The organism is Wohlfahrtiimonas populi (genome assembly GCF_002006795.1).
GTDB lineage: Bacteria > Pseudomonadota > Gammaproteobacteria > Cardiobacteriales > Wohlfahrtiimonadaceae > Wohlfahrtiimonas > Wohlfahrtiimonas populi.
Map to the genome: position 1 here is coordinate 1 of NZ_MVDN01000007.1, position 13,299 is coordinate 13,299.

General features: G+C 37.1%; 11 protein-coding genes and 1 pseudogene. 7 read left to right on the forward strand and 5 right to left on the reverse strand.

From position 1 onward, the window contains the following. Positions 1–24 precede the first annotated feature (24 nt). Positions 25–570, forward strand: a pseudogene (locus BZK16_RS08745) (CbrC family protein). Positions 571–572: 2 nt separating this feature from the next. On the opposite strand, the gene BZK16_RS08750 reads toward BZK16_RS08745, so the two are convergent. From BZK16_RS08750 to BZK16_RS08760, 3 genes are read right to left on the reverse strand one after another with little or no spacing between them, the layout of a single operon-like run. Further along, the gene (locus tag BZK16_RS08750; RefSeq protein ID WP_077928517.1) at positions 573–2,042 is read right to left on the reverse strand and encodes a Ppx/GppA phosphatase family protein; all 1,470 of its coding nucleotides are present in this window, start codon (positions 2,040–2,042) and stop codon (positions 573–575) included. A gap of 13 nt (positions 2,043–2,055) precedes the next feature. Then, positions 2,056–2,859, reverse strand: coding sequence for a 16S rRNA (adenine(1518)-N(6)/adenine(1519)-N(6))-dimethyltransferase RsmA (gene rsmA / locus BZK16_RS08755; protein ID WP_198932448.1), 804 nt, complete (start codon positions 2,857–2,859; stop codon positions 2,056–2,058). A gap of 8 nt (positions 2,860–2,867) precedes the next feature. Next, entirely contained in the window at positions 2,868–3,842 is a 975-nt protein-coding gene (locus BZK16_RS08760; protein WP_077928519.1) for a peptidylprolyl isomerase, read from the reverse strand. Positions 3,843–4,012: 170 nt separating this feature from the next. On the opposite strand from BZK16_RS08760, the gene BZK16_RS08765 reads away from it, so the two are divergent. From BZK16_RS08765 to BZK16_RS08785, 5 genes are all read left to right on the forward strand, one after another. Then, positions 4,013–4,672, forward strand: coding sequence for a ProQ/FinO family protein (locus tag BZK16_RS08765; RefSeq protein WP_077928520.1), 660 nt, complete (start codon positions 4,013–4,015; stop codon positions 4,670–4,672). 13 nt (positions 4,673–4,685) lie between these two features. After that, entirely contained in the window at positions 4,686–6,392 is a 1,707-nt protein-coding gene (gene argS, locus BZK16_RS08770) for an arginine--tRNA ligase (protein ID WP_077928521.1), read from the forward strand. A 12-nt stretch (positions 6,393–6,404) separates the two neighbouring features. Continuing rightward, on the forward strand, positions 6,405–7,145 hold the full coding sequence (locus tag BZK16_RS08775) for an SPOR domain-containing protein (protein WP_077928522.1): 741 nt from the start codon (positions 6,405–6,407) through the stop codon (positions 7,143–7,145). A 67-nt stretch (positions 7,146–7,212) separates the two neighbouring features. Next, positions 7,213–7,758 (forward strand): single-stranded DNA-binding protein, encoded by a 546-nt coding sequence (ssb, locus tag BZK16_RS08780; protein ID WP_077928523.1) that lies wholly within the window; start codon positions 7,213–7,215, stop codon positions 7,756–7,758. 237 nt (positions 7,759–7,995) lie between these two features. Beyond that, positions 7,996–9,129 (forward strand): sodium-potassium/proton antiporter ChaA, encoded by a 1,134-nt coding sequence (locus BZK16_RS08785; RefSeq protein ID WP_077928524.1) that lies wholly within the window; start codon positions 7,996–7,998, stop codon positions 9,127–9,129. Positions 9,130–9,253: 124 nt separating this feature from the next. Here BZK16_RS08785 and typA read toward each other — a convergent pair whose 3' ends face one another. Together typA and rpsU are read right to left on the reverse strand one after the other, a co-directional pair. After that, positions 9,254–11,077 (reverse strand): translational GTPase TypA, encoded by a 1,824-nt coding sequence (gene typA / locus BZK16_RS08790; RefSeq protein ID WP_077928525.1) that lies wholly within the window; start codon positions 11,075–11,077, stop codon positions 9,254–9,256. 327 nt (positions 11,078–11,404) lie between these two features. Then, the gene (gene rpsU / locus BZK16_RS08795) at positions 11,405–11,620 is read right to left on the reverse strand and encodes a 30S ribosomal protein S21 (RefSeq protein WP_077928526.1); all 216 of its coding nucleotides are present in this window, start codon (positions 11,618–11,620) and stop codon (positions 11,405–11,407) included. Positions 11,621–11,876: 256 nt separating this feature from the next. Here rpsU and BZK16_RS08800 point away from each other — a divergent pair, with 256 nt between their 5' ends. Beyond that, positions 11,877–13,265 carry a DegQ family serine endoprotease gene (locus tag BZK16_RS08800; RefSeq protein ID WP_077928527.1) on the forward strand — a complete coding sequence of 463 codons (1,389 nt, stop codon included), beginning with the start codon at positions 11,877–11,879 and terminating at the stop codon, positions 13,263–13,265. The last annotated feature ends 34 nt before the right edge of the window (positions 13,266–13,299 follow it).

Consider the following 13,299-nt stretch of genomic DNA (forward strand, 5'->3'; position numbering starts at 1 on the left):
TATAAAATAATCTCAGAGAAATCTATGAAATTACCTCATTTTAAATATCATCCAAACGTATATGAATTAGATTTATTCGAAGAATAGCAGGGTGAATGCTCTATCTGCCTACAGGAAAGAAGTTTAAGATATGAAGGACCTTTTTATAGTATAGAAGATCCTGAATATATTTGCCCTTGGTGCATTGCTGATGGTTCAGCCGCTGAGAAATATAATGGTGAATTTAATGATTATTGTGGTATTGAAGGTGTCTCTCCAAATCCTGATGATCCAGAGCCAACTATTCAATCTGAATTATTAGATGAGATATGTTTAAAAATGTCTGGATATCATAGTTGGCAGCAAGGTGAATGGCTGTCTCATTGTAACGAACCTTGTGTTTTTTTAGGATATGCGGATATAAATTTAATCCAGCCTTTTTATAATGAAATTAAAGAAGAGCTCATTGAATCAGGGCAAAGTTATTCCTTAGAAATGTTGAATAATATTTCTAAGGATGCTCATGTTGTTGGTTATTTATTTCAATGTGCACAATGTGGTAAACACAAATTACATATAGATTGTGACTAATATTATTGCCAGTTGATATTGAGTTTAAACTCTTCTAGCCACTCACGTTCTAATTCTAAATCTTGTTGAATGAGTGGATGCTCTTCAATCCAGCCTTTTGGAAAAGTTAGTGTGATTTCTTTTTTCTCGTAAGTAAAATCAAACTCAGGCATTGGTTGTGGCTCTCTACTACGATGTAATAATACGGATAATCGTAAAATTAACGTTAAAGGTACAACAAAGTCTGGTAAATATTCAAAATCATCTAAATTGAAACGTCGTTTATGATTATATAAAATCGCAGCAATGATCTTTTGATCTGTTCTACTGAAGCCATCTAAATCAGCATGTTCAATTAAGTATGCACTGTGTTTATAATGACGATGATAAGAAATGGCTAAGCCAATTTCATGTAGTAATGAAGCCCAACTTAAATAACGCTTAGGATCCGTCAGTAATTCTGTATTTAAATTGATTTTCTCAGCCATATAGAGAGAGGTAACTTCTACTCGTTTGGCTTGTTCAATATTGGCACCAAAGCGATGCACTAAGCTTTCAATGGTCAAGTCACGCATATCTTCTTTGTGAATGCGACCAAGTAGATCTAAAATTATACCTTCACGCAGTGCAGTATCTACCGCTTGAATATCATTGATGTGGAATTTTTCCATCACAGCTTTGAGAATCAATAGACCGCCACAAATTACACGAGCTCTTTCTGTTGTTAAGTCAAAACGTCTTTCGACAGCTCGAACTGTACCTAAAGAGAGTAAAATTTTGAGGAGTTTTTTCAGAGCATCTAGTGTGATGTTATCTTCACCAAAATTCTCTTGTAAGATCATTTCACGCAAAGTTTTAATCGTGCCTGATGCACCAAAATATTGGCAAGGTTCCGTGGTTAAATTGCTATTGAAAGGTAATAGTTCATTTTCTAGATAAAGGGATGCACTATGAACTTGTTTTTTTGAGATTTTATCATCATGAAAAAACTGTTTAGATAAGCGCACACAGCCAATTTCCAGGCTGCTTGCTCGGAGAATTTTATCTTTATCACCGAGTACTAATTCTGTACTACCGCCGCCAATATCAATGACTAATGCTAATTGATCATGGAGATCAACATATTGGATCACACCTAAATAAATTAAACGTGCTTCTTCACGACCAGAAATGATCTCGATCGGTACACCCAAAGCTTTCTCAGCTTCACGAATGAAGGATTTATCTTTTAATTGTCTTAACGTATTTGTACCCACAACGCGAACGTTATGGCGATCAATTTCTGCTAAGCGCTCGCCAAATTGTGCTAGGCAATTCAGTGCTTTTTCTCGTGCTTCAGGTAGCAGTTGCTTATCTTCTGTTAAGCCATAAGCAAGCTGCACCATACTTTTCATGCGGTCGATCACAACTAATCGACCATTATCTTCTTGAACGATGGCTAAATGAAAACTATTAGAGCCTAAATCAACAACACCTAATATTTTTTCATCCATACAGTTTCATCCTCTATGATTGTCGTTTTGCGAATAGCTGATTGGCTAAAGCTGTAAACTCTGCAATTGATAATTTTTCTGCACGTAAAGAAGAATCTATACCACAAGATTCAATTTCTTCTTGGGTGAATAACGGCTTCAATGTATTACGTAACGTCTTACGCTTCATTGAGAAAGCACATTTAACCACTTCAAAGAATGTTTCATCTGATTCAATGCCATAAGGATCTGTTTCGTAAGGTACTAAACGAACAAACTGGCTTGTGACTTTTGGCGCAGGGTTGAAAGCTGTTGGCGGAATAGTCAATAAAGGAATGACTTGGCAATAGCGCTGAACCATTACTGATAATCTACCATATTCACTATCATCTGGCGTCGCTGCCATACGATCAATCACTTCTTTTTGTAGCATAAAATGCATATCTTTGATGATATCAGCAACAGCTAGTAAATGAAAAATAATTGGCGTAGAGATGTTATAAGGCAAGTTTCCTACGATTCTTAACTTACGATCATCAATTTTTAATGAATGAAAATCCACTGTTAAAACATCTTGGTGAACAATGGTTAAATTTTCTAAAGATGACAAAATTGGAATTAAATCACGATCCAATTCGATCACTGTTAATTCCTTAATATTGGCTAAAATAGGGCGAGTTAATGCACCTAAACCTGGGCCAATTTCGATCATACGATCATTAGGCTGAGCATGAATGCTCTGGAATAATTTGATAATTAAAGGATAGTCAATTAAGAAGTTTTGACCAAAACGTTTGCGCGCCTGGTGTTGGCGCACGAGTTGTAAATATTCATTCATCACTATTATTAGCGTCTCTCAATGTATACGTCTGCTAGCATTTTATCTTGCCAAATGCTGTACTGCTGGCTTGCTTTCTTACGGTAGTAATAATCGCGAGCAATGTTTTTGATTTGCGATTCATCAGGCAAACCTAATTTTTTATCTTCAACACGAATGATGTGATAACCAAAAGGTGTGCGAACAGGTTTACTTGTTTCACCAACTTTTAAGTTTAACATCACTTTTTCAAATTCTGGTACTAATTGACCTGGTGCAACCCAACCAATTTCGCCACCATTTGCTGCTGAGACTGGATCTTGTGATTGCGCTTTCGCAATATCATCAAAGCCTTCGCCAATTGCTAAACGTTCATGTAAACGATCAATTCGTAATTTTGCTTCTTTTTCAGTTACGTCATTATCCACACGAATCAAAATATGGCGAACTTTTACGTTAGGTGTTTTGCTTTGAGCTAATTCTTTTTTGAGTTTTTGGAACTCATCAGAGCGCATATAAATATCCACTTCATCATTTGTCACGCGAACTGTACGCATTAATTGATTGCGTAATTCAGCAGACATCATTTGCTTGCGGATATTTTCTTTAAACTGGCTAAATGGAATACCTTGATACTGTAAATACTCTCTTAAGTCAGCAACTGTTGCGCGGTTTCTAGAAGCGATATCACGAATAGCTTCATCAACTGCTGAATCTGGAATATTAATGCCCATATTTTGCGCAAAGTTTTCCATGATTTTGCTGATAGCTAACATTTTAACTGTTTCATCTTGAATTGCTTGATCGCTTAAGCCAGAACCACGAAATTCTGCACGTGCTTGCGCCAATGCTGAATTGAATTCTTGACGAGTGATCGCATGTGAATCAACAACTAAAGCAACTTGATCTGTGTAACGAGCAGTTTGTGCATTTCCGATCATTGCAAAGGAAGAGAAGCATAGTAATGATAGAGGCAATAAGACCGAAAGCTTTTTACGTGCCATACAAAATCCTTCTTTTATAAGAATATTAATGAAATAAATGGTGCTAATTATACTAGGAATTAAGGAATAGTAATGCAATTATTTTTTATATGCTATAAAATGACTACCTTTAGGCGTGACGACGCCTTTTTTAATCTATTTTTTATTATATTTTACAATTGCTTAATGTCATGACAGAAGAAAAACAGAACTTATTGGATACAACTGAAACAATCGAGCCAACTACTGAAACGGTTGATAATCAAGCTCAATCTAAACGTGAGAAGATGAAACAGAAGCAGCAAGCTGCTAATGAATTGTTGGCACGTTTGTCAGTTGAGTATCCCAATGTATTTCCTAAAGCAGGTCAAGGCCGTGCTGTGCCTTTAGCGATTGGTATGCATAAAGTATTGCAACCAATTGTGGCTGAATGGGGATTCAACTCGATGACATTGCGTGCGGCAATGTTTAACTATACTCGTCAATTGCGCTATCAAAATGCATTATTATATGCAACGCATCGTTTGAACTTGGATGGTTCTCAAGCAGAAGAGATTCCACAAGAGCAAAAAGATGCAGCAAAAGAAGAAGTTGCGAAAATTGAAGCGTGGTTGGCAAAAAATAAACCTGAAAAAGCTCAGCGTTTATCTGAAAAGAAAGCTCAGTTTGCTGAGAAAAAACAGCAAGCAAGAACTGCTAAGCCAAAACAAAGAAAGCCACAAGGTGATAAACCTTTTGTGAAGAAGGAAGCGAAAGCGCCTCAAGTTCGCCAAGAAACTAAAACAGAATCTACTCCAAAGAATTTGGATGAGAAAATGCAAGGTCTTTTGTCTAAGTTCAATCAGTATTAAGTTTTAAAAATCAATGAAAAATATCATAGAATCAGCTTTAAATGGTGCTGTTCAAACTTTGAACAGCAATGAAAATTTAAATATCCCAACCGATAAAATTACATCAAGCATCGAGCGTACACGTGATGTAGCGCACGGTGACTTTGCAAGCAACTTAGCGATGATGTTGGCACGTGAATTGAAAAGTTCACCACGACAAATTGCAGAGAAATTAATTGCGGCATTGCCAAACAATCCGTTGATTGAAAAAGTTGAAATCGCAGGTGCTGGTTTTATGAACTTCACATTGAGTAAGGACGCTTACTACAATGAACTGAATGATGTGATGCTTCAACAAGATAAATATGGTCACAATGATTCAGCTAATGGCATGAAAGTACAGGTTGAGTTTGTTTCGGCAAACCCAACTGGGCCTTTGCATGTTGGTCATGGTCGTGGTGCTGCGGTGGGTGATTCTTTAGCGAGAATCATGGCTGCGAATGGCTATGATGTAACAAAAGAATTTTATTACAATGATGCTGGTGCGCAGATCGACAATTTAACATTGTCTGTGAAATCTCGTATTGATGGCGTAGCGCCTGATGATGCTTCATGGCCAGCAGATGGTTATCGTGGTGATTACATTATTGAGATTGCTAATGATTTCTTAGCAAAGAAAACTGTGATTGCAGATGATCGTAGTATTGTGGCTTCAGGTGATGCAAATGATCTAGAGAATATTCGTGAGTTTGCTGTTGCATATTTGCGTCATGAGCAAGATTTAGATCTTCAAGCATTTGATGTTAAATTTGATAACTTCTTCTTAGAATCTTCTGTGTATAAAGATGGTTCTGTAGATAATGTTGTGGAAACTTTAACTAAAAATGGCTTCACTTATGAAGAGGAAGGCGCTCTTTGGTTAAGAACTACTGATTTTGGTGATGATAAAGATCGCGTGATGCGCAAAAAAGAAGGTGGTTATACTTACTTTGTACCTGATCTAGCATATCACCGTAATAAGTGGGAGCGTGGTTTTAAGCGTGTTGTGAATGAGCAAGGTGCTGATCACCATGGCACAATTGCGCGTGTAAGAGCAGGGCTTCAGGCATTAAATGCAGGTATTCCAAAAGGCTGGCCTGATTATGTATTGCACCAAATGGTTTTGGTTATGCGTGATGGTCAAGAAGTTAAAATCTCTAAGCGTGCAGGTAGTTATGTAACTTTGCATGATTTGATTGATGAAGTGGGTAAAGATGCAACACGTTATTTCTTGGTTGCACGTAAACCAGATTCACAATTACAATTCGATATTGATTTAGCGCGTAGCCAATCATCAGAAAATCCTGTGTATTACATTCAATATGCGCATGCACGTATCTGTTCTTTATTGGATGAGCGTAGTAAAACAGCAGAATTTAATGTAGAAGCAGCAAAAGCAAATGTTGCGCGTTTAGATAGTCATTTGGATTATGATGTCATGCGTGTGATTTCTCGTTTCCCTGAAATGGTAATCTCTGCAAATAACAATAATGCACCACATTTAATCGCAGCATATTTACAAGAATTGGCAGGATCAGTACATAGTTACTATAATGCTAAAGATGAAGATGGTAAGGCAATTCGTATTTTAACGGGCGATGCAACATTGCAAGATGCGAAGTTATATTTATTGGCTTCAGCGAAGCAAGTCATCGCAAATGGTTTAGCTTTATTAGGATTATCTGCGCCTAATAAAATGTAATTTATAGGCTTTATGGCAAAGAAATATTTCCAAGCAAAAAAACAAAATAACCCTTTTGCAAAGAAACATCCTAACTCAAAGAAAAATAGAATCACGACAATTGCTGTTGTGATTTTGTTTTTAGGGCTGGGTGTTTCTGGTGTTATCTCTTATTTTAGTAATAAAGGGAAGGATGAGCCTGTTAAAAAGGTTGATAAACCTGTTGTTAATGCTAAAGATACACATCCTAAAAGAGTTGTGAAGCCTTTATCTGATGAAGATTTTAAAGGTGCTAAAGAATATAATTTTTATACTCAGTTAGAAGAACGTTCTCTAATTTTAGGTGAAGAAGAGCGTTTTGGTGGTATTCCTTTGGATAATATTCATGAGCCACCAAAAATCAGCTTGGAAAGTATGTCTCAGTCAGTTGCACTAACTAAACAAGCTCAACATAATGATTTTGCTATTGCACCTTTGGTTTTGGAAAGTAGCCATCAACGACCATCTGAGCCAGCTAAACCTGTTGTTAAGCCAGAAGTAAAAACTACTGGTAATATCAGTTTGCAAGTAGGCAGTTTTACTGCACGAAAAGATGCAGAAAAACATCAGGCTTTTTTAGCTAAATATGGTTTTACTGCAAAAATATTACAAGGTAAAAAGCAGTCGCAACAAGATATTTATCGTGTACGTATTGGTGGTTTTACTCAGCAAGAAGTAGAAGCGGTGAAAAAAAGATTAGGTGCATTGGGTGTTGGTTATTTTGAAGTAAAATAAACCGCTATGATGAGATTTTTGTGGAAATCTAGTATAGTGACTATCAGTTTTTAAGTAAGGAATAATTATGGCACGCGGAATTAATAAGGTTATTTTATTAGGTCATTTAGGTAGAGATCCTGAAGTAAAGTATATGCCTAACGGAAATGCTGTTGCGAATATTACAATTGCAACATCAGAAAGTTGGAAAGATAAAAATACAGGACAACAACAAGATAGAACTGAATGGCATCGTGTTGTAATTTTCGGAAAATTGGCTGAAATCGCTGGTCAATATTTGAAGAAAGGTTCTTTGGTTTATATTGAAGGACAATTGCAGACACGTAAATGGGCTGACCAATCTGGTCAAGATCGTTATACAACTGAAATCGTTGTGAATATGCAAGGTACAATGCAAATGTTGGACCGTAAAGGTGGCAATGATAACAGTGGTGATTTTGGTGGTTCGCAAGATTATGGTTATCAAGGCCAGCAGCAACAGGCGCAGCAATCATATGGTAATCAAGGTGGTTCAAATCAGAATTATCAACAACCAAGAAATAATACTCAGCAGCAGCCTGCTCAACAAGCTGCGCCAACGTTTGATGATTTTGATGATGATATCCCATTTTAGGATTTACCTAAGACTGATTTGTAATGAATTATCTATCAATCCCCTGTTAATACAGGGGATTTTTATTGAATTAGGGAAATTTGCCAACTTGCTAAATGGCGGTTTCTCGCAAAAAAAATAATAATTTTTTAAAATTTATAAGATAAAAAACAAAAAAAACTCAATCTTTGAAATTAGCTATTTATAGATTAAAAGCGCTGTTATATAATTGCGCACTGATAAAATAGGAGAAAGCGCATGATTAAAAAAGAAGAAGCGATTGTTGAACAGCACCATGGCACTCGCCATAAAGAGTATGCAGTTATTTTAGCTGTTGTTGTTATTGTATTTGATTTGATTTTTCGACAGACAACATCGACGCCATTCTTAGTTTTAATCAATCTAATTTCATTGGGTGCAATTTTATATAGTGCATTCAGTGTTGTGCGTCATGCGGACGTTTTTGCCCATAGATTGGGCGAACCTTATGGTTCTTTGATTCTCAGTTTGTCTGTTGTGATTTTAGAAGTGAGTTTGATTACTGCAGTGATGACATCGGGTATTTCTGCTGAAGAAAATGGCGGTGTTAGTCCTTATGCAACATTGATGCGCGATACTTTATATTCATTGATCATGTTAGTGACAAGTGGTTTTGTGGGTGTTTCATTGCTTTTGGGTGGTCGTAAGTTCAGAACTCAGCATGTCAACTTGGCTGGTGTTACTCAGTACTTAACAGCAATCATTCCTTTAGTTTTTATCGTTTTGATTTTGCCAAGCGTTTTGCCATCAGGTACTTATTCAACAGGGCAGTTATTCGTTGTTGCATTTTTATCAGCAGCTTTGTATGCGGTATTTTTGATTATCCAAACGAAAACGCACCAAAACTTGTTTATCTATGAGCATGAAGATCAGGATGAGGATCATGAGGGTGTGCCTTCGCCAAGATCTAATTTATGGCATGGTGTTTGGTTGATCGTTCATTTAATCTCAGTGGTTGCGATCACTAAAGTGGATTCAATGCCATTAGAGACATTGTTAGGTAACTTAAATGCACCACAAGCGTTAACAGGTTTAATCGTTGCGATTTTAATCTTTGCGCCAGAAGGATTGGGGGCAATTCGTGCGGTATTGGCAAATGATCTACAGCGTGCGATTAATATGTACTTTGGATCGGTATTGGCGACTATCTCTTTAACAGTGCCAGCGGTTGTGATCATTTCTGTGTTGACCAATAACACGATTGTATTGGGCTTAGAAATGGTTGATATGATGCTCTTGGTAGGTATCTTTATGTTATGCCAAGCAACGTTTGCAAGTGGTCGTACCAATCAGGTGGATGGTGTTGCGCATTTAGTGATTTTTGGTGCATATCTTATGATGGTGATGAGCTGATTCAATGTACATTGCTCTTATGGAGCGATATTAGAGTTAGTGATTCTGCTGTAATCATTTGGATAATAAAAAAGCGATCTATTTAGATCGCTTTTTTGTATTCAATAACTTTAAAAGCTACGAATTATGCATCTTTAGCTGTACGAGAGAAGCGCTTACGATCATTTTCCGTTAAGTGTTTTTTACGTAAACGGATTGATTTTGGCGTTACTTCTACTAATTCATCGTCATCGATAAATTCGATCGCTTGTTCCAATGTCATACGAATTGGTGGTGTTAATGTTAATGCTTCATCTGTACCAGATGCACGCATGTTTGTTAACTGCTTAGCTTTTAATGGGTTAACAGTTAAGTCATTATCACGTGAGTGAATGCCAATCAATTGGCCTTCATATACTTCTTCAGCATGACCAATGAATAAACGACCACGATCTTGCAAGTTGAATAATGAGTAAGCAGATGCTTTACCAGTACCAATTGAGATCAATACACCATTCAAACGTTGACCAACTTCACCTTTCTTAAAAGGACCGTAATGATCAAAGTTATGGAACATTAAACCAGTACCGCTTGTTAATGTCATGAACTCAGTTTGGAAACCGATTAAACCACGTGATGGAATGATGTATTCGATGCGAATACGGCCTTTACCATCTGGAACCATGTTGGTTAATTCACCGAAGCGAATACCCATTTGTTCCATGATTTTACCTTGGTGATCTTCTTCGATATCGAATGTCAAAGTTTCATAAGGTTCAAGTTTAACGCCATTTTCTTCTCTGAAGATTACTTCAGGACGACCAACAGCTACTTCAAAGCCTTCACGGCGCATTGTTTCGATTAAGATAGATAGATGAAGTTCACCACGGCCAGAAATCTTGAATCGATCTGGATCTTCCGTATCTTCAACACGCAATGCTACGTTGTGCAATAATTCTTTTTCTAAACGCTCTTTGATTTGGCGAGAAGTAACGAATTTACCTTCTTTACCAGCAAATGGAGAGGTATTTACTTGCACTGACATAGAAACTGTTGGTTCATCAACTGTCAATGGTGGCAATGCTTCTGGAGTCGCTGGATCACATAATGTATCTGAGATAAATAATGGATCAATACCTGTGAAGCAGATAATGTCGCCAGCTTGTGCTGATTCAAATTCAATACGATCTAAGCCGTGGAAGCCTAAGATTTTTTGAATTTTACCGTTACGCTTTTTGCCTTCACGGTCAACGATTGTTACTTGTGAGTTAGTTTTGATTTGACCACGTTGAATACGACCAACACCAATCAAGCCAACATAAGAGTTGTAGTCTAATGAAGAAACTTGTAATTGGAATGGTGCATCTACTTCAACTTTTGGTGGTGCAACGTGTTTAACTACAGCTTCGAATAGAGCTGTCATATCGCCATCGCGAACATCAGGTGTATTGCCAGCAAAGCCGCTTAAGCCTGAAGCATAGATTACAGGGAAGTCTAATTGCTCTTCAGTTGCACCTAATTTGTCAAACAAATCGAAAGTTTGGTCTAGAACCCAATCAGGACGAGCACCAGGACGGTCGATTTTGTTGATCACAACGATTGGTTTAAAGCCCATCGCAAATGCTTTTTGCGTTACGAAACGAGTTTGAGGCATTGGGCCTTCAACTGCATCTACCAATAATAGTACTGAGTCAACCATTGATAATACACGTTCAACTTCGCCACCAAAGTCAGCATGTCCAGGAGTATCAACGATGTTGATGCGGTAATCGTTCCAGTTAATAGCAGTATTTTTTGCTAGGATTGTAATACCGCGTTCTTTTTCGATTGCGCCAGAATCCATAACGCGATCAGCAACTTGTGCTCTAGGATCAAACGTTCCAGATTGTTTAAGAAGTTGGTTTACGAGTGTAGTTTTGCCATGGTCAACATGGGCAATAATCGCAATATTGCGTAATTTTTCGATCACTTGAGTAAGTCCTTATTCAGTGAATAGTTATGAAAAAATTGAGACCGCACATTTTAGCATATTTTCTGATCAATCTGTCAATTTTTCAACGATATGTAAAGAAAAATAAATCTCTGTGTGCTTGGTGCAAAATGCTGCTAAAGCGGAGTATAATTAGCAGTAATAAAAGTGTTAGTCAGTTGTAGAGAAGTTGATCTCAACAAAGGAGCCAATCATGGATGAAGAGTAGAATAGCTGATATGTCAAATAATCTGAATTAAAAAAGCCTCATAAATAATTATGAGGCTTTTTTAGAAACGTTGCTAATTATTTATCAATAAATAATTATTAGTACATGCGTTTACGATGAATTGAATCACGCATGATACGCTTGTAATGGCGTTTCTGAGCAGCGGCAGCCTTGCGCTTACGCTCTGCGGTTGGTTTTTCAAAGAATTCACGTGCACGTACGTCTGCAATTACGCCAGCTTTTTCACAAGCACGCTTAAAACGACGCAGAGCAACGTCAAAAGGTTCATTATCACGAATCTTGACGGAAGGCATTAAACATCACCCCAATTTAATTAAAGTAAAATATAAAACGTTTTTTGCAATTAATTTACAAAAAACACCAAGTCAAAAATTATACACTAATTTCAGATAAAGTAAAAAGGTTGATTCAATTAGTTATTTAGTCATTAAAAATAATGACATCTATTTACGCAACATTTACGATTTTCTGAAGTCTTTTGCATTGAAAAACCTACAATAATCGCAATTATTATTATGTGATTTTAAAATTATTAGGGAGCAAAATAAGATGAAAACAACTTGGGTGAAAAGCGTGCAATCCGGTGTGATTGCTTCTTTAATGTTAGTGAATATTGTATCTGCGCAAACATTGCCAGATTGGAGTGATTTATTTGAAAAAAATAAATCCTCTGTTGTGAGTATTACGGTGAAAGGCAAAGAAGAAGTGCAGAGTATGCAAGGTTTTCCATTCTTTGATGATAATGATCCATTTCAATTTTTCTTTGGTGAGCCTCGTCAAAGGCAACATCAATCTCAACCTCGTGAAAGGGTGATTCAAGGTGGAGGATCAGGCTTTATTGTGGATAAAGATGGGATTATTGTGACAAATGCTCATGTCGTTGGTAAGGCAGATGAGATTTTAGTTCAGTTGTCTGATCGCCGTGAATTACCTGCAAAGTTAATCGGTAAGGATGATCGCTCAGATGTTGCTGTGTTGCAGATTGATGCTAAAAGTTTACCTGCTGTAAAAGTTGCAGATGTGAATGATTTAAAAGTTGGTCAATGGGTAATGGCTGTAGGTTCACCATTTGGATTAGATTACACCGCAACACAAGGTATCATCAGCTCATTGGGGCGTAATTTGCCAAGCGATAATTATACGCCATTCATTCAAACTGATGCCGCTGTGAATCCTGGTAACTCAGGTGGTCCATTGTTTAATACAAAAGGTGAAGTGATTGGGATTAATTCACAAATTTATACAAGTACAGGTAGTTATGCTGGCGTGAGTTTTGCAATTCCGATTGATTTAGCAATGGATGTTGTGGATCAAATTAAAGCGAATGGCAAAGTCGTGCGTGGTTGGTTGGGTGTTCAGATTCAAGATGTGAGTGCTGATTTAGCAAAAACCTTTAAGTTGGATAAACCACAAGGTGCATTGATTTCAGGCATTATGCCGAAAGGACCTGCTGCTCAATCTGATTTAAAAGTGGGTGATTTGATCTTGTCATTCAACGGTAAAGCGATTGAGAAATCTAGTGAATTACCAGTATTGGTTAGCAGGGCTAAAGTGAATGAAAAAGCTGAATTAGAAATTTTACGCAATGGCAAAAAACAAACGATTAAAGTTGAAATTAAAGCAATGGATGGCGAACAGTTAGCTAATCAATCACAAGATGCAACAAATAACTTATTGGGTTTGGTTGTAGATGCAATGCCACAAGATAGTATTCGTAAAGGCGTTGTGGTGAGTTTGGTTTCTGAAGGTCCTTCAGCGGATGTTGGAATTATGCGTGGCGATGTGATTTCTCAGATTAATGGTCAAGATATTCATTCAGTCGACGACTTTAATCAGGCAATTACACAGTTGAAATCTGGTGAAGTTGTGCGCTTATTGATACAGCGTGGTCAAAATTCATATTTCGTGGCTGTACCATTGAAAGAGATAAAAAAATAAAATTTAGATAGAAAATGCCCCGCAAGGGGCTTTT